We start from the raw sequence: 20,874 nt of genomic DNA, 5'->3' as shown, positions 1-20,874 counted from the left end.
ACGAGTGTACGCACGAAAAATCACAAAGGTATTGATTGCCAATCGCGGTGAAATCGCGCTTAGGATCATTAGGGCATGTAAAGAGTTGGAGATCAAAAGTGTTTGTGTTTTTTCAACGATTGATGCGAACGGTGTTTGGGTCCGAAAAGCAGATGAGAGTTATTTGCTCAAAGGCGATCCTATTCAAGTCTATCTGGATTACAAAAGTATCGTAGCTCTTGCCAAAGAGGTCGGTGCAGATGCCATTCATCCAGGTTATGGCTTTTTGTCTGAAAATGCTGATTTTGCACAGTATTGTATTGACCATGACATCGCTTTTATTGGTCCAAAACCTGACCATATAGCACTTTTTGGTGACAAGATGGCATCAAAAATTGCAATGAAAGCAGTAGGAGTACCTGTTCTTGAAGGAACAGAACAACCGATTATTGATATGAGCGCTGCTATTCAAGTTGCGCGTGAAATTGGTTTCCCTGTGATTATCAAAGCTGCCTTTGGTGGTGGTGGTAAGGGTATGCGTATCGTCAAAAAAGAGGAAGAGTTTATTCCGATGTTTGAAGCGGCAACCCAAGAAGCTGAGCGCTTTTTTGGGCGAGGTGATGCCTTTATTGAAAAGTATGTTCAAAACCCTCGTCATATCGAAGTGCAAATTATGGCGGATAAATTTGGTAACGTTATTCACTTAGGTGAGCGTGACTGTTCTATTCAAAGACGTCACCAAAAAGTGGTTGAGATCGCACCTAGTCCAAGATTGAACAACGCAGTACGTCAAGAACTGCTTCGTGCTTCTAAAAAAGCAATGTTCAAACTAGGGTATGAGAGTGTTGGCACGATGGAATATCTTGTTGATGAAGAGGATAACTTCTATTTCATTGAGATGAATACCAGAGTACAAGTGGAACATACGATTACAGAAGCAATTACGGGCATTGATATTGTTCAAAGTATGATTCATATTGCAGAGGGTAAACCTCTTCCAACATTGCAAGAAGATATTAAGTTTAGAGGCTATGCGATTGAGTGCCGTATTAACGCGGAAGATCCTAAAAACGGATTTATTCCTTCTTCAGGTCGCATTACCACCTATCTCTCTCCCGGAGGTCCTGGTGTAAGACTGGATGCCATCGGCTTTAAAGATTACGTTGTTCCAACCAATTATGATTCAATGATCGGAAAAATGATCGTTGTGGGCATTGATTGGGAAGGCGCTGTACGTAAAGCGAGACGCGCTTTGGATGAATTTATTATCTCTGGCATTCCTACTAATATTCCACTTCATCGTCAAATTGTACGTGATGAAGATTTTAAACAAGGTATCTTTGATACGACCTATCTTGATAAAAAACTTCCTACCTTTACACTTGATGCGATTCATGATATTGAGGAAGATGAAATCAAACATGAGCACATTGCAGCTATTGTTGCAGCGCTCAAAAATAAAGGGATCTAATCTCTCTTCTTTGCTTCAGAGATATGCGCTTGCATATCTCTGATTTTTCCTAAGGACCATCATGCAATCCATTCCCCTTTTAAATTTACTCTATATGCTTTTACCCCTGTGTGTGGTTGCTTTTTTTTACTACATTTGGGTTGGTAAAAAAACAGAGATCGCCTTTGCAACAGCTAGAATGAGCATTCAGTTGATCGTTATTGGCTATGTATTAACCTCACTCTTTACAACCAATGCACTATGGCTTTTAGCACTGTTAGTTGCAGTGATGATCACCACAGCCTCTTTCATTGTCAGACGCAATATCCGCCATCAAGATATTCAAACGTACTTTGCCATTTTAGTCTCCATCGCATTGGGCGGCACATTAAATTTAGCGCTTGTGTTATGGTGTGTTTTAAATCTTGAAAATCCACTCGAGCCTCGTTTTGTGATTCCTTTAGCGGGGATGATTTATGCCAATTCCATGAATGCTATCTCTTTGTGTGCCGAGCGATATGAAAAAGAGAGAGAACATTATGACATTGAAAAAGCGAGAGCCATTGCGTTTAAAGCATCCATGATCCCTCAAATTAACTCCTTTTTGGCGGTTGGTTTTGTCTCACTGCCTGGAATGATGACAGGACAGATTTTATCAGGCGTTGATCCCCTGATTGCGGTACGGTATCAGATTGTTGTGATGGGAATGATCTTAAGCAGTGGGGCAATGAGCAATATTCTTTATTTAATGTATGTTGCTTTTAAAGAGGCAAAACATTAACCACTTTTATTTTTTCGTCATTTTCGTCACGCTTTGAGTTCCACCTAAGTCTGCATGTGTTACAATTTTAAGTATTCTTTTAAATATATTTTTAAGTTTTATGACTGTAAGCCTTTTTTGATAGACACAGATAATGAATTTGTAAGGACAAAAAATGCATTTTCAGGCTCATTTAGTATGTGGAATTATTTCTATACTTTTAGGTGTTACTTCTCTTTTTGGTGGGGATATTGCACTCTATGCTGTTCCTAACCCCCCGTTTAGCTTTCGTGATAAAGGTGCTATTAAAGGCTTAAGTATTGACCTTTTAGAAGCAAGCCTTGCAACATTAAGACCACGTTTTGCTCAAGAAGAGATTGAACTTGAGGCATTAAATAAAATGTATGATGAAGCGCTACGACATCCTAAAGCATTTTTAGTGACGATGGTGAGGCTCAAAGAGAGAGAACAACAATTTAATTGGCTTGGACCAATTGCTACGGTGCGATTAGGACTGATTACCAAGAGAACAACCGATCTTCCAAAAGGGCAATCTACCTTAGAAATCTTACGTCCGCTTAGAATTGCAACGATTAAAGAGACCTCCTCTGAAAAATTGCTTTTTAAAGAAATCGGTGAAAAAAATGGGCTGAATATTACACGTGTTTCAACACCGATCCAAGGGTACAAAATGTTAGAGTATGGCAGAATTGATGCGCTTGTTTATACGGATGTTCCTTTTGTGTATCATTTGATAACAGAAGGACAAGATGTCTCACAATACCGTATGGCCTATGTTATTCTCAATACAGATTATTATATTTGTGTCGGTAAAGACGTTCCCAAAGAGCAGTTTAACATTATGCAAGCACAGCTTAATCGTCTCAAAGAGCCTGATGGAAAAGGAAGTAGTTTGTATGATCGTATGGTTGCAAATTACCTCAATGGCGCTGTTCTTAAACCTTAAAAGATGCCCAAAATAATTTATAGTCTAAGATGAGAGCAGATTAATTTAAAGGGTTTTGATATGTATTTTAAATGGTGTGTATTATGTTGTTTAGGATTTATTTTTTCTCTTAATGCTGCTTCCGTAATCGTTTATACCGAGCCAAACCCTCCTTTTAATTTTCGTGAAAAAGGGATGATCCAAGGATTGGGGTTTGATCTACTTGAGGCTTCGATGATTTCATTACGTCCTAAAATCGCACAAGATGAGATTTATTTGGGAGCATGGAAAGAGGTGTATAAAGAGGCACTGGATCACCCAAATACCTTTTTGATTAGTACCACTAAAATTAAAGAGCGCGAACCTTATTTTCAATGGATTGGGCCTATTGCAACGGTACGACTTGGTGTCATTGCCAAACGAGGGACAGACATCCCAAAAGGGCATAGCATCGTAGAAATTTTACGTCCTCTAAAAATTGCTACGGTTAAAGAAACCTCTTCCGAAAAAGTTCTTTTTCATGAAATTGGTGAAAATCATAACTTAAATATTACACGTGTTTCTACACCTGCCCAAGGGTATAAAATGTTGGAATACGGTAGGGTTGATGCGCTAATTTATACGGATGTTCCTTTTGTTTATTATCTTATCAGTGAGGGACAAGATGTTTCTCAATACAAAATGGTGCATGTCCTTTTGAATACAGATTATTATATTGCAGCTGGAAAATCTGTACCTAAAGAGCAGATACAGATTATGCAAGCGCAGCTCAATCATCTCAAAGAACCTGATGGTAAGGGGAGTAGCATGTATGATCGTATAATGGCAAATTATCTCAAGGGCGTTGTATTGCAACCTTAAGTTTTCACCAAAACTTCACGATTTTACTCTATAATACGCCAAAACTTTTGAAAGAGGTTGCATGGTTCGCTTAATTTTAATAGGTATTGCTTTTCTGTTGGCAGGGTGTGGACCACGCTATGTCATTAAAAATGAATATATCCCTCCCGCTTCTGCGCTATCGCAAACGTGTCTCAATAACTGTTCTCATATACGACAAGGGTGTCAAAATCAGTGTCAACAAAATTATCAGTATTGCCTTGATGATGCGTATGCCAAAGCCAAAGCTGTCGAAGTGAGTGAACAACGTGCTTATGAGATGGCCTACAGTCGTTATCAAATGGATTACACAGAGTATCAGTTTGCATTGCAGCGTTGGCAGAGAGATTATTATGATTACAGTCGTGATCTCAGTCATTATCAAAGTCAATGCGAGCGAGACAAAGATGGTTATGCCTGCAAAAAACGTGATGAATTGCATCACTATCTCAACCGTCTAAGTCATGACAGGCCACGTGAACCTTGGGTTCCTGTACGTCCAACCTTTGAGCAGATTTTGGTCAATCAGCAAAGTTTCTGCACGACGAATTGTGGATGTGAGCTAAGCTATGATAACTGTTTTGTAGGGTGTGGCGGTCAAGTGATACCGCATAAAATTTGTGTGGAAAATTGCGACTAAGAGACGTTTGTTCTTGTAAATGAAGCGTGGTTATTTTAAAGTGAAAACGTTTTACATGTAATGATTTAGTAATCGCATTAGAGTATGATTTCTGTATCTTCCATAGAGGAATCATACCCAATGTTAAATGAAAAATGGCAAACGCTCATTGATGTAGCAGACTTTGCTTTTCAGCCCATTGTCAATATTTATACAGGTAAACTTTACGCGGTAGAGGCGTTGATTCGCAACTATGAGCCTGCTGGTTTTACCACGATTGATTGTGTTTTTGATAGTGCTTACAGTGAAAAAACACTTTACAGTATTGATGTGAAGCTTCGTGAAAAAGCAATCCATAAGTTTTCATTACTCCCCTTTTCAAAACATATTAAACTCTTTTACAACCTCGATAATCGCATTACGATGATGCCTGATTTTAAGTCTGGTTATACCTGTGAACTGCTTTCTACCTATGAAATGGACACCTCAAATATCTGCTTTGAACTCTCCGAAAAACATCAAGTGGGTATGTACGCTGGTGTTGATAAGCTCGTGCTCAACCTTTACAAACAGCAAGGCTATAAAATGGCCATAGACGATTTTGGCGTCGGCTTTTCAGGGCTTCAAATGCTCTTTAATGCCGATCCCAATTTCATCAAGATTGATCGTTTTTTTATCTGTGATATCCATCTCAGTAAAAAGAAAAAGCTTTTTGTGAGTTCCATCGTTCAAATTGCGCAGGCGATGGGTATTTTTACGATTGCTGAAGGCGTTGAGTGCGAAGAGGAATATAACGAATGTAAAAAGCTTGGCTGCAATATGGTTCAGGGTTATTTTGTGCAAAAACCTACCCTTGATGTCACACAAATAGTGATGAGTTATGAGCATCTAAAACTGGTCGATCAAAGTGATAAACGCAAAAATGGCAAAATAGCGAACATAGAAAAATACCTTCAAAAAAGTTCTACGGTGTTTATGGATTCGCCTATTAACGATGTTTATGAAGTGCTCAAAGGCGATAAAAAAAACCATTTTGTTCCGGTTCTTGCACGTGATCAGACACCGCTTGGTATTATTAGAGATGCCGATATTAAGGCATATCTTTACTCCAATTATGGCAAAGCCTTATTGTACAATTTGACACAAGGAAGTTTAAAAAAAATTATTGCCCATTGTGGGCGAGCGGACATCAATGATCCGATTGAAAAGATTTTAAAAATTTATGCGTTTGATGATGACAATGATGCCATTTTGATCACGGAAAATGAAAAGTATTTAGGATATCTCAGCTCCAAAGTGCTTTTAGATATTGTCAATGAGAAAAATATTGTGGACGCCAAAGATCAAAACCCGCTTACGGGACTTTCCGGCAACCGCATTATCAATGAATTTGTTGCCAATGCAATGGATAGTAAAGAGAAAGTGATGATGGCATATTTTGACTTTGACAACTTCAAACCCTTTAATGACTACTATGGTTTCCGCAAAGGAGATCGTGCCATTACACTTTTTGCTGACATCTTAAAAAGTTCGGTAGGATTTGATGAATGCTTGGTCGGACATGTCGGTGGTGATGACTTTTTCCTCGGTTGGAGTCTTAAAGAGGAAGATAGTTTTGAAAAAGTCTATGCCATTGTCTTAGAAATTGTCACGAAATTTTCTGAAGATATTAAGAGTTTTTACTGCGAGCAAGGATTGAGCTCTGGGTATATCATGGCAAAAAATCGCGATGGCGTGATCCAGCAGTTTCCTCTGATGACCGTTAGTGCAGCCGTTATTTGCCATGGGTTTGGCTATCAGCATGATTTTGATGACAATGAACTCAATGAAATCTTTGGGGTTCTCAAAAAAAGTGCAAAAGCCTCACCAACACACATTGCGTGTGTTGATTTGGGCGTAATTAAAGACGCGATATAAGCTCGATTTTCCTAAGAAATACGCGCTTTTTTATCGTAGATTTTTTTAAAGATATAGATGATGATGCTGAGCGCAAACATCATCAAAAGCGTGATAAAAATAATTTTTCCACCACTGCTCAGATTTTGTCCAAAGTAGCTATATACCAGCGTTGCGGGTAGTTGTCCAATACCCGTTGCCACCCAAAAACTCCAAAAACGAATCGACGTTAGACCTGTTGCATAACTGATAAGATCAAATGAGATAAAAGGCAGTAATCGACAAACAATAATCGTATGCTTTCCATAACGCTCAAAAAAGGCATCGGTGGTATCCAAAGCTTTTTTACTGGTTAATTTTTCGACCACATCACGCCCTAAAATACGCGCAATAAAAAAGCAAAGAGCTGCTCCTACCATCGCACTACTCCACGATAGAAGCGCTCCTAATGCCCATCCAAAAATGGCTGCATTGGAAAGCGTAATCAAAAAAGCCGGAATAGGAGCGATAATAGATTGAAGGATCATCAGTAAAAAGGAGATCAAGGCTGCATACACGCCAAATTCTCGTAAATAGGCAATGACACTCTCCAAATTGAGGGAGCATAAAATAGAGACAGCAAGATTGAGTTGTGTTTGAATACTTGGAATGGTGAAATAAAGCCCCAAACACAGTGCCGTAAGTAGAAGTAAAATGATTTGCGATCGTTTCATGTAAGATCTCTTTTTAGGAAAAATTGGAAAAGCCAGTGAGCTTTTTACCCAGAAGATGATAAACAATTAAAAGATTGATCAGGGTTAAAAAGGTTAGAAAAACGATCTTAATGGTACTAATGGAAATGCCATCTAAATAAAAATTACGAAGGCTATAGTAGATCAAATCCATCTTAGAGAGCCAAAAGCAGATCAAGAACATCGTACTTTGGAGCACCAAAAAAAGTGCGATGGAGGCACTGTTTCGAAAAAAAGAGAAAACAATGCCAAGTCCCATACACACTTCGAGCACAAGCCTTTCATGAATACGCATCTCTAGCCAGACATTCGTTGAAATGATAAGATTAACACTTATGGCTAAAAGCAATCCACAAAAGGCGTAAAAAAGTCCTAAAAAGAGTTTATTCATTGATCAATTTATAGGTTACGGCAACCAATGTACCATCTTTTGGAAGAATGGCTGCATTGCCATGGAAAATGACTTCGCCACGTTTTTCAACGGCACCATAGGTATAAGCGTGATTGGAAATAATACCAACAGAACAACTGTCCAAACAGGTAATACATCCTGTATTGAGTTCTTTAGCATTTTTTTCATTACCACCAAAGCGTAAATCAATCAGCTTATTGTTACTGTCACTGATGACTTCATTGATGTCATAGCTTTTAGGCGCACCGTTCCATGTTACGCTTAGTGCGATTTTTTGACCTTCCACGTAGGTTGTTTCGCCATTGGCTTTCGTCATATTATTACCCGCAACCCCACCAATTTCAAGCATCGCTTGAAGAAAGTCATTTTGATTTTGAAAGGCTCTAAAAACTGGTTTGTCACCAAACTTACCATCTTTAAAAACAACAGCATGACGTGTATTTTCAGTCAAATATTTACCATTGACAGCCGCTAAAATAGTAATCGTTTTGTTTTCTTTATCCACTTTCATTGGAGCACTAAGGGAAACACCATTAACGGAGACATTTTGAGTTGTAGATGTTGTATCTTTTTTTTGACACGCACTAAAAAGAAGCGCAACAACAGCTAAGAAGGCGAGGGTTTTTTTCATCATTATTCCTTTGGTATGTTTATTTTCAACGAAAATCTAAGCGCTATTTTAGTGTGTCAAAACTTTGTATTAAATTAGTCATAATTTTTTAACTTTAATTTAGTTTGATAAAATGGATCTGTGCAAAAATCTTTACATGTAAAGTATGTTGACAATTGCTTACATGTGCGTTAGAATAGGGTTTTAATAAGGATATACTATGGCAAATCCACTTTCTTTGTTCGAACATCTGTGCATTTTATACGCCGAAGATGAAGAGAGTCTGCGCAAAAGTGTCGTTCAAACTTTGGAGCTTTTCTTTGATAAAGTCGTCGAAGCACGTGATGGCGAAGAGGCATTAGACCTTTTTTTTGAACACAAGCCAGACATTTTATTGCTTGATATTTGTATGCCAAAGTGTGATGGCTTAAAGCTGCTCAAAGAGATTCGCCAATCGCACAAACGTGTTCCCGTGATTATCATGAGTGCATACGCAGAACCAAGTTATTTTCAGCAATCCATTGAGCTCAATATTTGCAAATACCTTCTCAAACCTTTTTCTAAAGAGAGCTTTTTAGATGCACTTCACACCTGTGCTTCTTGGATGTACGAATGGGGTGATGGCGGTATGATCAAAGCGGGAAGTGATCTTTTTTATGACCCCGAAACGGGTACCTTGGTGAATGAAGGTGTATCGTTTGTTCTTACCAAAAAAGAGCGTCTTTTATTTGAGTATTTTTTGCGCCAAAAAAATCGTGTGATCTCATTTGATGAGCTTGAAGAAGCGATTTGGGCAGAAGAGGGTGGAAGTAAAGAGGCGCTTAAAGCCCTCGTGAAAGAACTTCGCAAAAAATTGACCAAAGAGAGCATCGAAAATGTCTTTGGTATAGGATACAAACTTGTCTTACCTTAGAACCTTTTCTACCCCTTCAACGAAGACCAAAACGATGATCTTCGTACTGATGCTGTTTCTCGCAATGGCGACAATTTTTGGTTGGATGCGTTATATTGATGTGAGAGAAGGGATTGAAAAGTCGCGTAAAGATTATGCAACACAGATTCACAGTATTTACGAAATGACATTGAAACGTACCAGTGCTTTTTACCTCAATCGCGCCTATGCCAATCTTGATTCATATGGTATTAAAGAAGCATTGGAGCAGAAAAATATTGCGCAACTGACAGGACTTTCAAGTTTTCGATGGAACGTGCTTAAGCAGGAAAATCCTTATTTACTCGGAATTCGTTTTTACGATGAAAAATTGACACTGCTTGCCTACCTTGGGAAAGAGCCTAAAAAGGAAGAGATTGAGCAGAGTGGTGAAGTGCCCAAGGAGCCTGAGGTTGGCTTTTTCTTCTCTAAACATTACGCGGCGTATCATATTATGGTGCCAGTGCTGGTGCATGAAAAAATCATCGGAATGCTTGAGTTTGCAATTGCCCCTGAGTTTTTTCTCAACGAAGTCGAAGAGTTTTCCAATCTCAAAGGCTATATTCTTTTCAAAGGAGAGGAGTTTGCTCCTTTAGATGAAGCACTCTTGGGAATTAGCCTTAACGATGGTGAAATTTCTCAAAATAAAAAAAGTACCTACATTACCCATGTCATTCCTCTTAAGGGAATCATTAGAGATGATTTAGCGGAGCTTCTTTTCTTTCAAGATATTAGTGATCAACAGCAAAAACTTTTAGATGCAGTGTATGAAGCCTTTTTTGTAGCACTGAGTATGATGGCTGTGATTCTTGTCATCCTCAATTACGGTTTTAATGTCTTGATTTTAAGGCTTGAAGAGAGTGAGGCAAGCCTTAAAGAGCTCAACCATACACTGGAAGATCGTGTCAATGAGGAGATTAGCAGGCGCATGGAAAATGAGCAAATCTTAATGCACCAAAGTAGACTTGCGAGTATGGGCGAGATGATCGGGAACATCGCTCATCAATGGCGTCAACCTCTGAGTGAGCTGGGGGCGACACTAATGAATCTGCAAATCCTTTGGGAGAAGCAAAAACTCACCACAGCAATTTTTGACGATCGCATTAAGCGCTCAGAAGGGTTAATTGCCTACATGTCTAAAACGATCGATGACTTTCGCAACTTTTTTGTCAGTGACAACCAAAAGGAGCGTTACTCTGTCAATGAAGCGATTCATAAATCCCTTGCTCTCATTGAATCCGCTTTGAAAAATCATCACATCACACTTCTGCTTCAAGAAGATGATCATTGTGAAGCAGAGGGGTATCCTAGCCAATTTGCCCAAGCAATGTTAAACATCATCAGTAACGCCAAAGACATTCTTTTAGAGCGCTCTATCAGTACTCCAACGATTTGGATCACCCTTACATGTAAAGAAGGAAAAACGCTCATTCGTATTGCAGATAATGGTGGAGGAATCGCGCTTGCGCCGATCGAAAAAATCTTTGAGCCTTATGTGAGTACCAAACATGCCAAAAATGGCACGGGCATTGGGCTTTACATGAGCAAAACGATCATCGAAAAAAACGCTAATGGCATTTTACGCGCTTACAACAGCGATCAAGGTGCTGTCTTTGAAATAATCCTTTAAGGTTTTCTCCCTACTTTCTCTCTTGTGGTTGTTATGATTGCTTTTGGAATAGACCAAAAGGAGTTATGATGGATGAGAAAGAGCCTCAACAAAGCCGAAGGGGATTTGTCAAAAAGACAACCGCTCTCTTAGGTGCAGCAGTCCTTGCCGCACCCAGTGCCAAAGCCATGAGCCTGACCAACCCTGGTCGTGAAAGTGGTGATGCGCGCTACATCGGACAAGAGGGTAAGCGTTTTGGCATGGTGATCGATCTTCGCAAATGCGTTGGATGTCAAGCCTGTACCAGTGCCTGCAAAAGTGAAAATAAAGTTCCCCTTGAAAAATTTAGAACCTATGTACCAGAGTATGAACTAGGGAGTTACCCCAATGTTCATAAGGCATTTTTGCCCCAACTCTGCAACCACTGTGCTGAACCTTCCTGTGTCAGCGTTTGTCCTACGGGTGCGACCTTTGCACGCAAAGATGGCATCGTTGTGGTTGATAATGAAATTTGCTGGGGGTGTGGATACTGTGTCAACGCCTGTCCTTACGACAAACGCTACTTCAACCCTATCACCAATGTTGCCGATAAATGCACACTGTGCGCACACAGAGTCGATCACGGCTTATTGCCCGCATGTGTGGAGAGTTGTGTAGGAGGAGCGCGCGTTTTTGGTGATTTCAATGACCCATCTTCTGCTGTTTCAAAACTACTTGCAACCTTCCCAACGACGGTTTTAAAACCTGCCAGCGGAACGAAACCACGTGTTTTTTACATAGCCCTCAGTGGGGAGATTCAAGGATTGCCGTATTCACTCAAAGCATTGGATGATATGGCACGAAAAATTGATGGGATGCCGACTACTCGTGAGTGGTCCACCAAAGGAGAATAAGATGGATTTTGGAGCACTATTACATACGATTTCGACGATCACACCTGATCGCCCTTGGGGCATTGATATCCCCAATTATTTTTGGTTTACCGGAAGCTCTGCTGCGGCGTTTATCATCTCCAGTTTTGCGCATGTATTTGGGATGAAAGAGTATAAACCCATTGCGGGTTTTTCACTGCTTTTAGCCTTTGTGTTGCTTGTAGCCGCACCCATGAACTTGATCGATGATCTTCGCCAACCTGGGCGCATCATCAACTTTTTCTTCTATGGCTGGGAGAATTTCCCAACTTCACCTATGAAGTGGGGAGTGTTGTTGTTGATCGCTTATCCCTTATTGATTTTAGTCGAAGCTTTGGTGTTATACCGTCCTTATTTTTGGTTTTCAAAAGGGATGGTGAGAAGTGCTGAACAAGTCGAAAAAGACCATCATTTAGGTGTGATTCTAGGTGCGATTGGTATACCATTGGCTCTGAGTGTGCATGGATACACCGGTTATATTTTAGGTGCAGTGCATGCCATTCCCCTATTTCACACACCACTGATGCCTATCTTGTTTTTGGCTTCGGCGATGGTTTCAGGAACGGGATTGCTCATCATTTTACTGCCGATTTTTCAAAAGTTCTTTACAGACTTTAAACGGATTGATAGGGAGATGATGCAACGTCTTGCACGTCTTTTATCATGGTTTATTGTGATTGATTTGGTTATTCGCTTCTTTTGGCTTACCTTTGCCATTACGTTTAACGGAGAAGAAAAATATGCGCTCAAACTTTTCTTTGGTGAAAATTTTTGGGAAGTGTTGATCGTGGATTACGTCATTTGTCTATTTGTGCCGATGATTATTGGCTTTACAAGCTACCTTACGCGTTCATTCAAATGGGTTCTCTTTGGAGGGATTCTCTCCGCCATTGGCGTGTGGATTTTCCGTTGGAATACGGTGATTGGCGGACAAAGCATTGGAAAAACCACACCTTTTTTACTCGAATACCATCCGCATATTGCAGGGTTTGATAGCATTCTCTCGGTTCTTTCTAACTGGAGCCTGTTGATCGCCTTGATCGCTGTGGTGATGGTACTTTTTCCTTGGGATAAAGAGATGGCAAATTATTATGTAACGAAAGAGGAGCGATAATCATGGAAAAATCACGCAGAAATTTTTTGATCGGGACAAGCATCGTTGCAGGAAGCGCAGCGGTGGGCGGTTACCATGAGACACTGGGCAAAGCCATCACGATGCAGCGAAGAGGTGAAAAAGCTAAAGATTCGATCTACGGTAATGCGCCATTGACTGAAATTATTCAAAAAGAGGGAAAGATAGCCTTTTCAAATGACTACGTTGTTAAACCTAGCGTCTGCAATGGCTGTACGACATTTTGTTCCGTACGCGTCAAAATTGATGCAAAAAGTGGTGAAGTGGTACGTGTCTTTGGTAATCCCTACAGTTTACTCTCCAGTGATCCGTGGCTACCCTATAAAACACCTCTTATAGAGAGTTTTAAAGCAACATCAGGCTTTAAAGAGAGTGGCCTAGAGATGCGCTCAACGGCATGTTCACGCGGTAATCTCGTCTATGAAAAACTCAAAGATCCATTCCGTGTCACAACACCACTCAAACGTGTGGGCAAGAGAGGGGAAGATAAGTGGGCGAGTATCTCTATTGAACAGCTCATTAAAGAGATCAGCGAAGGGGGCAATCTCTTTGGCGAGGGTGAGGTTCAAGGGCTTAAAGCTTTGGCAGACACCAAAACGCTCATCGATGCGCAAAACCCAGACTACGGCCCTATTGCCAATAAACTCTGTGTTTTAGGAACGGCAGATGAGGGTCGCCAGAACTACATGGTGCATCGTTTTGTTCAAAGTTTTGGAACCGTTAACTTTATGGGGCACACCTCTATCTGTGGGCTTTCAATGCGTGCAGGAGAAGCGGCGTATCTGGATGATTTTGCTACTTCGCCGCATATGAAGCCCGATTTTGAGCATTGTGAATTTTTACTAAGCATTGGAACGGCTCCTGCACAAGCCGGTAATCCGTTTAAACGCCAAGCCAAACTGCTTGCCAAAAGCCGCACCGGCGGAGCGCTTCGTTATGTGATCGTCACACCTATCTTAACGAACAGCGATTCGATTGCCGTAGGGGAAAGATCACGATGGTTGCCGATCAAACCCAGTGGCGATTTGGCGTTGGTGATGGGAATGATTCGTGTGATTATTGACGAAGAACGCTACTTAAAAGCGTATCTTGCAATCCCCAGTGATGTTGCGCAAAAAACATTGAACGAGGTTAGCTTTACCAATGCATCGCATCTTGTCATTATGGATGGAGCGAAAAAAGGTGAGATTTTGGTGGATGATGCCAAGGCGGCTTATGTGATTGACAAAGCAGATGGATTGCTAAAAAATGCTGCCAATGTTTTAGAAGCGGACATTTTATATGAAGGTGACGTAAGCCTAGAAGGCGTGAAATACACGGTAAAAAGTTCGTTTGTGTTGCTAAAGGAAGCGGCGTTTGAGCACTCCCTTGATTTTTATGCCAAAGAGAGTGGCGTGGATGAAAAAACGATTCTAGAACTTGCGCGTGAGTTTACCTCGTATGGTAGAAGTGTTGGGGTGGATTGTCACGGTGGAACGATGCACTCGACAGGATTTTACACGACCTATGCCATTATGATGCTAGGAGCCCTCGTGGGCAATCTCAATCATAAAGGCGGTATGAGTGTCGGTGGTGGAAAATTCAAAGACTTTAATGGTTCATGTTACAACCTTTTAGCCTATGCCGGTAAGCAAAAACCTTTTGGTGTGCGTATTGATAGAGCGAGAATGGCGTATGAAAAAACCAGTGAGTATAAGCGTAAAGTGGAACAAGGGCAAAATCCTTACCCTGCCAAAGATGCGTGGTTTCCTTTTAGCCCTGCGATCGAGTCAGAGGTTATTAACAGCAGTGCCAATGCGTACCCGTATAAGCTAGGAGCGCTGATTAGCTGGAATGCAAATTTTGTGTATGGTCAAAGCGGAAGCGAGCATCTTTTGCCACTACTGAAAGACCCTGCCAAGGCGATTCCTCTTTTTGTTGCAATTGATCCGTTTATCAATGAGACCAGTCGCTACGCAGATTATATTGTGCCCGATTCGGTGTTGTATGAGACATGGGGTGTGTTGGCTCCTTGGGCAGGGCATTTGACCAAAACAACGCATGTTCGCTACCCCATTTTAAAATCGCCCAATGCGACATTTGCCAATGGCGAGCCTATTAGCATGGATAGCTTTATGATTGAGCTTGGAAAAGCGTTGGGATTGGCTGGTTTTGGTAAAAATGCGATTAATGGTACGACTGCAAAGTTTGATTTTGATAAGCCTGAAGATTTTTACTTACGCGCTTTTGAAAACGTTGCGATGGATGGAGCGACTCCTGCACCTGAAGCAAGCGATGATGAAATCGCTCTTGCAGGACTTGGCGAATACCTTCCTATGTTACAGCGTATCTGTACAGATAACTGGCGAAGAGTCGCATATGTGATGAGCAGGGGCGGACGTTTTGCCGATAAAGTAAGTGCTTACGAAGGTAACAAAATGAGCAATGCTTACAAAAAACCGATTGCCATTTACAATCAAACGTTAGGAACAGGATTTAATTCTCTTAGCGGTGAATCTTACAGTGGCGTTCCACGTTATTATATGCCTCGATTTTACACGGGAGCGAAGATTGATATGGACTCTAAAGAGTTTAATCTTTTAGCTTTTAGCTATAAATCCAATGTACTCTCTTCCTACTCTGCGTCTGTCGAAGCATTGCGTGATACACGTTATACCACGTTTGTTGACCTGAGCACAACGACAGCAAAACAGTACGGCATCGCACATGGAGATCATGTGGTGGTAAGTTCAAGCGAAGGAAAAGTGCAGGGCATTTGCCGCATTCGTGAAGGGTTGCATCCTCGTTCCATCGGCATTGAACATGGTGGTGGCAGAATTGGAGAAGGAGGCTTAAGTGTACAGATTGATGGTGTCAAAAAAGAGGGCAGAATCGCCAGACGAAGCGGAATCAATATTAATACATTAGGGCTCAGCGATGCCTCTCGCCTTAACATTGCCACATTGAGTGATTTTGTGGTCGGTTCTAACGCAAGACAAGCGATACCTGTGAGAATAGAGAAGCTATAAAAGCATTTACATGTAAAAGAAGAAAAGATGGGTTTTTAGTAAACCCATCTTAGTTGAAGTAAAATTTATTTTGATAGCTTGGTTCACTTTCAACTTTTGAGCCTCCTACAACACGAGCAAGTTGTGCTTTAGTAAAGAACTCTTTAACTGGCTTGATAGCCAAGTCCCGTGTCGGAAAGATGACGTGGCTCTGTTATTCCTGTGGAATTTTCCATTTTGACATAACCTGTATCTCCAAAAGTGCTCACTTTTGGGGTAATACTCTCATAACTTGGAGGAGCGTAAAAGAACTATAATCCTGCAATATAACCATTTTCTGCACTGAGCTCTCCATCAGGAAAAGCTCTTACTCCATACGCTCCACCCAAAGAGAAGAAACAAACAGGAGTTTTACACTCAGAAATCTATAAGTTTGAAGCTAAATCTTCAAACCAAAACAGTCAAAATTCAGAGGTGGTTTAAGTTTCAATTCGCAACTTTCTTACATTATAACTGACGACTTCTGCGCTTCGCTTGACAAGGTGGATTACCTCTCTTTATAGTTACAGTTTTTTAGCAGTGTAACTACTTGTGTAGCTAAAGATGTAAGATACATTGAGAGTGTTTTAAGTTGATTAGTATTAGAATTAACTTTAAAGTTTCGATTTTATCGTTGTTGTGAGAGTGTTTAAGATTGATTGATTTTAGTGGAGTGTGGAGTGGTGGCTGGAGACGGAATCGAACCCTACACCATTTCTTAAGCGTTATATTGATGTATGAAAGCCCTTAAATACGATATTATAATTTTATTTTAATTCCTTTTGATTTATAATCTTTCATAAGAAGAGGACACCCAAAAGGACACCCAAAAATGGCTATTAATCCAAAAGACTATAAAGCGGTAGCTCAAAATCTCAAAGTCAATAAAAAGAATATGAGAGAGTTTTTATTTGATTTTAGGATAAATGAGAAACGATACCGAAAAATTGAAACACTTATAGAGCGCACAGGCTGGAATAAAAAAGAGTACGAGAGAGAGGCACAGCTTTTACTGATTAATTATCGGAAAAGCATAGAAACAAACACGGGTAATCTTCAAATAACTTCAAATACGAAGCTGAACGAATTATGGGAACTTTATTTTCAAACCCTCGATAAATCTACAAGCTGGACATTTACCAAAGAGAGCTTTTACAAACGCTACTTAAAAGATCCATTAGGCAAAAAGAAACTTGATAGCATACAAGAACATCACATAATGGCAATTATAAGGCACTTACAAGCTGAGGGAATGGCTACACGCACAGTAAACACCACATTAGAGATATTACGCCCCCTTTTTGATTTTGCCATTAAAAACAAGGCATTACGAGACAATCCAACACGTTTTATCGTGCTGAAAAAAGACAACACAAAGAAAATAGTTATCAATGGGGCTGAAATGTTTAAACGCATTTTTGAGGGCATTAATGACTATTACAGCTCACAGCCTTTTTATAGGGCTTTATTCCTCTTTGGCTTCACTGGTAGGCGTAAAGGCGAGATATTAAAGCTCAAATGGGAAAACATTGATTTAGATAATAACTACTATTGGATAGAAGATACCAAAAACAACGAAAAACAAAAGTATGAGTTACCTCACTTTATCAAAGAAGCATTGTTACAGATACCCGATACACACATTGGATTAGTGTTTAAAAGCCCCGTCACTGGTCGAATGTTAGAGAATACAGACGGACAAATGAACAAGCTCAAAAAGCACTTAGAAATGCCCGAATTAACGCTTCATTATATGCGAAATGTTTTAGTAAGTGCTTTAGCAGAACGAGGCACTGAGGCGATAACCCTCAGCGGTATGTTAGGGCATAGAGACGCTACAACGATAAACAAATATTTATCATTGAGTTATCACAATAGCAGTAAAAAGGGTAATGCAACTATGGGGCAAATCATAGACGCTGAGGTGGTGGAATAATGATTAATTTAGGAAATGGTAAATATAAAATCTTTTTAGGAACTCGTTTTACAGAGCTTACAGAAAATGAAATAGTCTATTTTTTAGAAGACGCACAGTATTTTTTAGAAAATAATTTAGAAGATTTAGGATATGTAAATATTCACCACCACCCAACAGATGAGATACTAATAGAATTAAAAAAAAATTACCCTGATGATATTATTCATGATATTACGTCGGTATTTGAAGAAGAGTTGAGAGAAGCTAATTATATTAATTTGAATGATTTAGACGGATACCTTGAAGATGACATACTTGATAATTATGAAGAGGAACTAAACGAACAGGGTTATTTTAAAGAAGATGAGGAGCAACAAGAAATAAAGAGCACCAAACAAGAGAAGTGCAATAAAAAACAGCAAAGAGGATACAACCCTAATCTAAAGATAAAGCAATTATTTGCGAAATACTACGATGATACAAAAACAAAACGAGAAATTTTTACAAAAATATCAAAAGAGTTAAAAATTTCATTTAAAGCCGTAGAGAAGGCATTTTATTTAAAATAAAACCCCCTACTTTTAACCTACTTCTTTACTCAATACTCACTTAACCGCAAAGCAAAACCGAGTAAATGCGAAACTCCCTTTCGAAATAAATCGAAAGGAAAAGAAATGACGCAAAGCGAACACAACGAAACCAACGAATTAATCCAGTGGTTAAGCCCTGAAGGCTTAGAAAAGCATTCAGAAATAAAGCAGTCTACTCAAGCTAAGTACCGAATGGAAAATAAAATACCATTTTACAAAATTGGTAAGTTTATCCGTTATAACAAGGCTGAAATAGATCAGTGGATAGCGTCTCATAAAATGGGGGCTAACAATGGATAAGTTTACAAGAAATCAGATTTATGTATGGGCATATGAGAAAATAAAATCTAATCCCAAAGTGTACGGTGGGGATAAAAGTAATCCCCTTATCATGAAAGCATATGTACAAGAGTTCCATAATGGAGAAAGAGCGGATCAGTTATCTGATATTGTTTACAGTGTCTTATCAACTGTAAGCAGGGTTAAAAACAAACTTTTGAAGAAAAACCCACAGTTTGATTATAGAAAAATAAACAAGTCGAAAAAGAAGAAAATAAGCAAAAATCATTCCACGACCGAAAAACAACTTTTGGAGGGTGAAAATGTGTGAGGCTAAAACCCTCACGCCCCTTGAGTTAGTGGGGCTTGGGGCTGATTTTGAAGAGTTGGCAAAATATGCCCAAAATGGGGGTTATCGTAATGTAGGTAAAAGTTCCTTGAGATTAGGCATAGATAGCATAAGAGTAACCCCTCTAAAAAGTACCATTGAAAGAATACTCTCTCAAACGGGTTGGATTAAAAAAGAGGTGCAAAGTCACTCTAAAATTTCAGCCCACGCCAAAAGAAAAAAGGCTACTAAAGAGATAACCTCAGCATTTTACATCATAACGCACACGGGGTTTAAAAATATCCTACTTGAAACGCCCCACGCATTGAATCAATCAAGTAACTACACAAAGTACAAACTTACCATCTTTGGATTATCTCAACCTAACAAGCCTTTGAGTAATGCCACATTGGAAGAACTCCACAGCCTCTTAAAGCGTTTGGAGGTCATAGAGCTTGATATTTGCATAGACAGCACAAACGCTTTAAATTTAGAGGCATTATTAAGAGCTTTTGGAATAAAAGACCCGTGTTTTACTACATCATACATACACAATCCCAAAGGCTTAAGCTACATTACAAAGCTATGCTACTATGACAAACAAGCCAAAGACCACTTAAAAGATGCCCTTTATCGCTTAGAATTGACGTGTACAACACGGGGCAAGATTGGAGCGTTATTTGTACCTTTTGATGAGGTAAAAGTAATTTTAAACACACTATAAAAGGGTTAAAATGATACAAATATTGGAGATGATACGCTTTTGCTTAATGCTGATAAACTCAAAAAGGCTAAAACAAGAGGCACAAAATGACAGATAAACAAAACAGATTTTTAACCTTACGGGCTGAGGGGTTAAGCTACGATGTCATAGCAAAAGAGCTTAAAACATCAAAGCCCACTTTGATACAATGGAGTAAGCTTTTTGAGAATGAAATCAAAGATTTACAATTTGAAAGCTTCTTAAAAATAAAAGAGGCTTATAGTTGGAGCGTAAAGACAAAGTATGAAATGACACTCAAGCAATTAAACAAGATTGACGATGCAATCCTTGAAGCTGATTTATCATCATCTAACATTAAAGACCTCTTTACGATTAAAAATAGCCTACTCTTTCAACTTGAAGCCATAGAGAAAAAAATCTCAGTTGATGCCAAAATAAAACAAACAGACGATTTTGGGAATGTAGAACATTTAAGGCTCAAACTCAGTGAGGCTGAATAGTTTACAATCGCTTGGAGCGTTAAAACAGATTAAGGGCGTACCTCAGATTAAGCCATTGATTAGAACGATTGTAACCATTGATAAAAGCAATCTCTCACAAATAGCACTTATTAATCATTCAGCTTCACTTGGTTTATATGCAATGAGGATTTTAAGAGATGAAATCAGAGTAAAGAATAAAGCCGAAATTTTAGCCGTGACATTGAAAGAAATTAAGAAGCTCAGCACGATGTTATCAAAAAATAACAATGAAGATACAATCACACGCAAAGAAGCCAAAGAGACTTTTAAAAAGATTAGACTTAAGCCAAAACACATCAAAACATAAATTTTATTTTTTCGTTACCACATCTTTGAAAAATTCATTCATATCAATATCAAGTGCAAGTGCTATTTTGTAAAGGTGTGCTAAATTAAAGTGTTTATTTTCAGATAGCAACTCAGCTTTACCCAAAAAAGTGGATGAAGTGTAACCGATAGATGTTGCCAATTCTAATTGAGAGATGTTTCTTTCTTTTCTAATTCTCACTACATTATTGCTAATCGTTTTGTAAAAATTAAGAAGTTTTACCTCATCCACATCAATGTATTTCATTAACACCCTATTGGTTTATATTGGCTTCAATTATATTGATGTAAGATAC

The 20,874-nt window shown here is 39.3% G+C and carries 22 protein-coding genes; 18 read left to right on the top strand and 4 right to left on the bottom strand.

All coding sequences use genetic code 11. The features are described from left to right. Positions 1 to 4 precede the first annotated feature (4 nt). From SJPD1_RS11465 to SJPD1_RS11440, 6 genes are all read left to right on the top strand, one after another. Entirely contained in the window at positions 5 to 1,450 is a 1,446-nt protein-coding gene (locus SJPD1_RS11465; RefSeq protein ID WP_096047284.1) for an acetyl-CoA carboxylase biotin carboxylase subunit, read from the top strand. A gap of 61 nt (positions 1,451 to 1,511) precedes the next feature. Further along, positions 1,512 to 2,210, top strand: a complete 699-nt coding sequence (locus SJPD1_RS11460; RefSeq protein WP_096047283.1) for an ABC transporter permease — start codon at positions 1,512 to 1,514, stop codon at positions 2,208 to 2,210. 154 nt (positions 2,211 to 2,364) lie between these two features. Further along, the gene (locus SJPD1_RS11455) at positions 2,365 to 3,156 is read left to right on the top strand and encodes a substrate-binding periplasmic protein (RefSeq protein ID WP_096047282.1); all 792 of its coding nucleotides are present in this window, start codon (positions 2,365 to 2,367) and stop codon (positions 3,154 to 3,156) included. A gap of 60 nt (positions 3,157 to 3,216) precedes the next feature. Further along, positions 3,217 to 3,996 carry a substrate-binding periplasmic protein gene (locus SJPD1_RS11450; RefSeq protein ID WP_096047281.1) on the top strand — a complete coding sequence of 260 codons (780 nt, stop codon included), beginning with the start codon at positions 3,217 to 3,219 and terminating at the stop codon, positions 3,994 to 3,996. Between the two features lie 61 nt (positions 3,997 to 4,057). Next, on the top strand, positions 4,058 to 4,654 hold the full coding sequence (locus SJPD1_RS11445; protein WP_096047280.1) for a hypothetical protein: 597 nt from the start codon (positions 4,058 to 4,060) through the stop codon (positions 4,652 to 4,654). A 120-nt stretch (positions 4,655 to 4,774) separates the two neighbouring features. Further along, a complete protein-coding gene (locus tag SJPD1_RS11440) occupies positions 4,775 to 6,550 on the top strand; it encodes a GGDEF domain-containing protein (RefSeq protein ID WP_096047279.1) in 1,776 nt (591 codons plus the stop codon). 11 nt (positions 6,551 to 6,561) lie between these two features. Here SJPD1_RS11440 and SJPD1_RS11435 read toward each other — a convergent pair whose 3' ends face one another. The 3 genes from SJPD1_RS11435 to SJPD1_RS11425 are packed head-to-tail and all read right to left on the bottom strand — an operon-like array spanning position 6,562 to position 8,303. Continuing rightward, entirely contained in the window at positions 6,562 to 7,242 is a 681-nt protein-coding gene (locus tag SJPD1_RS11435; RefSeq protein WP_096047278.1) for a TVP38/TMEM64 family protein, read from the bottom strand. Positions 7,243 to 7,255: 13 nt separating this feature from the next. Next, a complete protein-coding gene (locus SJPD1_RS11430) occupies positions 7,256 to 7,651 on the bottom strand; it encodes a hypothetical protein (RefSeq protein ID WP_096047277.1) in 396 nt (131 codons plus the stop codon). Then, positions 7,644 to 8,303, bottom strand: coding sequence for a YdjY domain-containing protein (locus tag SJPD1_RS11425; protein WP_167749498.1), 660 nt, complete (start codon positions 8,301 to 8,303; stop codon positions 7,644 to 7,646). The genes SJPD1_RS11430 and SJPD1_RS11425 overlap by 8 nt, the downstream gene beginning before the upstream one ends. A gap of 199 nt (positions 8,304 to 8,502) precedes the next feature. Here SJPD1_RS11425 and SJPD1_RS11420 point away from each other — a divergent pair, with 199 nt between their 5' ends. The 12 genes from SJPD1_RS11420 (at position 8,503) to SJPD1_RS11360 (ending at position 20,558) form a co-directional block, all read left to right on the top strand. Next, positions 8,503 to 9,195 (top strand): response regulator transcription factor, encoded by a 693-nt coding sequence (locus SJPD1_RS11420; RefSeq protein WP_096047275.1) that lies wholly within the window; start codon positions 8,503 to 8,505, stop codon positions 9,193 to 9,195. After that, on the top strand, positions 9,182 to 10,843 hold the full coding sequence (locus SJPD1_RS11415; protein ID WP_096047274.1) for an ATP-binding protein: 1,662 nt from the start codon (positions 9,182 to 9,184) through the stop codon (positions 10,841 to 10,843). The genes SJPD1_RS11420 and SJPD1_RS11415 overlap by 14 nt, the downstream gene beginning before the upstream one ends. Positions 10,844 to 10,911: 68 nt before the next feature. Beyond that, the gene (gene dsrO / locus SJPD1_RS11410) at positions 10,912 to 11,715 is read left to right on the top strand and encodes a sulfate reduction electron transfer complex DsrMKJOP subunit DsrO (protein ID WP_096047273.1); all 804 of its coding nucleotides are present in this window, start codon (positions 10,912 to 10,914) and stop codon (positions 11,713 to 11,715) included. 1 nt (position 11,716) lies between these two features. Continuing rightward, positions 11,717 to 12,847: an NrfD/PsrC family molybdoenzyme membrane anchor subunit gene (gene nrfD / locus SJPD1_RS11405; protein WP_096047272.1), complete on the top strand. Its 1,131-nt coding sequence runs from the start codon at positions 11,717 to 11,719 to the stop codon at positions 12,845 to 12,847. A 2-nt stretch (positions 12,848 to 12,849) separates the two neighbouring features. After that, complete coding sequence (locus SJPD1_RS11400; RefSeq protein ID WP_096047271.1) at positions 12,850 to 15,873, top strand: molybdopterin dinucleotide binding domain-containing protein; 3,024 nt, start codon at positions 12,850 to 12,852, stop codon at positions 15,871 to 15,873. Positions 15,874 to 16,723: 850 nt separating this feature from the next. Beyond that, a complete protein-coding gene (locus tag SJPD1_RS11390; RefSeq protein ID WP_096047270.1) occupies positions 16,724 to 17,827 on the top strand; it encodes a tyrosine-type recombinase/integrase in 1,104 nt (367 codons plus the stop codon). Beyond that, the gene (locus tag SJPD1_RS11385) at positions 17,827 to 18,378 is read left to right on the top strand and encodes a hypothetical protein (RefSeq protein WP_096047269.1); all 552 of its coding nucleotides are present in this window, start codon (positions 17,827 to 17,829) and stop codon (positions 18,376 to 18,378) included. The genes SJPD1_RS11390 and SJPD1_RS11385 overlap by 1 nt, the downstream gene beginning before the upstream one ends. A gap of 105 nt (positions 18,379 to 18,483) precedes the next feature. Continuing rightward, complete coding sequence (locus tag SJPD1_RS11380) at positions 18,484 to 18,699, top strand: helix-turn-helix domain-containing protein (RefSeq protein ID WP_096047268.1); 216 nt, start codon at positions 18,484 to 18,486, stop codon at positions 18,697 to 18,699. Next, a complete protein-coding gene (locus SJPD1_RS11375) occupies positions 18,692 to 19,009 on the top strand; it encodes a hypothetical protein (RefSeq protein ID WP_096047267.1) in 318 nt (105 codons plus the stop codon). The genes SJPD1_RS11380 and SJPD1_RS11375 overlap by 8 nt, the downstream gene beginning before the upstream one ends. Then, positions 19,002 to 19,730, top strand: a complete 729-nt coding sequence (locus SJPD1_RS11370; protein ID WP_096047266.1) for a hypothetical protein — start codon at positions 19,002 to 19,004, stop codon at positions 19,728 to 19,730. The genes SJPD1_RS11375 and SJPD1_RS11370 overlap by 8 nt, the downstream gene beginning before the upstream one ends. 86 nt (positions 19,731 to 19,816) lie before the next feature. Next, complete coding sequence (locus SJPD1_RS11365) at positions 19,817 to 20,230, top strand: helix-turn-helix domain-containing protein (protein WP_096047265.1); 414 nt, start codon at positions 19,817 to 19,819, stop codon at positions 20,228 to 20,230. Next, positions 20,217 to 20,558 carry a hypothetical protein gene (locus SJPD1_RS11360; protein WP_096047264.1) on the top strand — a complete coding sequence of 114 codons (342 nt, stop codon included), beginning with the start codon at positions 20,217 to 20,219 and terminating at the stop codon, positions 20,556 to 20,558. Before SJPD1_RS11365 ends, SJPD1_RS11360 begins: the two co-directional genes overlap by 14 nt. Before the next feature lie 3 nt (positions 20,559 to 20,561). Here SJPD1_RS11360 and SJPD1_RS11355 read toward each other — a convergent pair whose 3' ends face one another. Then, positions 20,562 to 20,825, bottom strand: coding sequence for a helix-turn-helix domain-containing protein (locus SJPD1_RS11355; RefSeq protein WP_096047263.1), 264 nt, complete (start codon positions 20,823 to 20,825; stop codon positions 20,562 to 20,564). Between the last annotated feature and the right edge of the window lie 49 nt (positions 20,826 to 20,874).

The sequence above is a fragment of the Sulfurospirillum diekertiae genome, from assembly GCF_002309535.1.
GTDB lineage: Bacteria > Campylobacterota > Campylobacteria > Campylobacterales > Sulfurospirillaceae > Sulfurospirillum > Sulfurospirillum diekertiae.
Note: the sequence above shows the minus strand (reverse complement) of the source record. Positions and strands in the feature narration are given on the sequence as shown.

Bases quoted from the DNA above. Each gene is read 5' to 3' on its own strand.
- SJPD1_RS11460 (WP_096047283.1), top strand. From the start codon at position 1,512: ATGCAATCCATTCCCCTTTTAAATTTACTCTATATGCTTTTACCCCTG.
- SJPD1_RS11455 (WP_096047282.1), top strand. From the start codon at position 2,365: ATGCATTTTCAGGCTCATTTAGTATGTGGAATTATTTCTATACTTTTA.
- SJPD1_RS11450 (WP_096047281.1), top strand. From the start codon at position 3,217: ATGTATTTTAAATGGTGTGTATTATGTTGTTTAGGATTTATTTTTTCT.
- SJPD1_RS11445 (WP_096047280.1), top strand. From the start codon at position 4,058: ATGGTTCGCTTAATTTTAATAGGTATTGCTTTTCTGTTGGCAGGGTGT.
- SJPD1_RS11440 (WP_096047279.1), top strand. From the start codon at position 4,775: ATGTTAAATGAAAAATGGCAAACGCTCATTGATGTAGCAGACTTTGCT.
- SJPD1_RS11435 (WP_096047278.1), bottom strand. From the start codon at position 7,242: ATGAAACGATCGCAAATCATTTTACTTCTACTTACGGCACTGTGTTTG.
- SJPD1_RS11430 (WP_096047277.1), bottom strand. From the start codon at position 7,651: ATGAATAAACTCTTTTTAGGACTTTTTTACGCCTTTTGTGGATTGCTT.
- SJPD1_RS11425 (WP_167749498.1), bottom strand. From the start codon at position 8,303: ATGAAAAAAACCCTCGCCTTCTTAGCTGTTGTTGCGCTTCTTTTTAGT.
- SJPD1_RS11420 (WP_096047275.1), top strand. From the start codon at position 8,503: ATGGCAAATCCACTTTCTTTGTTCGAACATCTGTGCATTTTATACGCC.
- dsrO (WP_096047273.1), top strand. From the start codon at position 10,912: ATGGATGAGAAAGAGCCTCAACAAAGCCGAAGGGGATTTGTCAAAAAG.
- nrfD (WP_096047272.1), top strand. From the start codon at position 11,717: ATGGATTTTGGAGCACTATTACATACGATTTCGACGATCACACCTGAT.
- SJPD1_RS11400 (WP_096047271.1), top strand. From the start codon at position 12,850: ATGGAAAAATCACGCAGAAATTTTTTGATCGGGACAAGCATCGTTGCA.
- SJPD1_RS11390 (WP_096047270.1), top strand. From the start codon at position 16,724: ATGGCTATTAATCCAAAAGACTATAAAGCGGTAGCTCAAAATCTCAAA.
- SJPD1_RS11385 (WP_096047269.1), top strand. From the start codon at position 17,827: ATGATTAATTTAGGAAATGGTAAATATAAAATCTTTTTAGGAACTCGT.
- SJPD1_RS11380 (WP_096047268.1), top strand. From the start codon at position 18,484: ATGACGCAAAGCGAACACAACGAAACCAACGAATTAATCCAGTGGTTA.
- SJPD1_RS11375 (WP_096047267.1), top strand. From the start codon at position 18,692: ATGGATAAGTTTACAAGAAATCAGATTTATGTATGGGCATATGAGAAA.
- SJPD1_RS11370 (WP_096047266.1), top strand. From the start codon at position 19,002: ATGTGTGAGGCTAAAACCCTCACGCCCCTTGAGTTAGTGGGGCTTGGG.
- SJPD1_RS11365 (WP_096047265.1), top strand. From the start codon at position 19,817: ATGACAGATAAACAAAACAGATTTTTAACCTTACGGGCTGAGGGGTTA.
- SJPD1_RS11355 (WP_096047263.1), bottom strand. From the start codon at position 20,825: ATGAAATACATTGATGTGGATGAGGTAAAACTTCTTAATTTTTACAAA.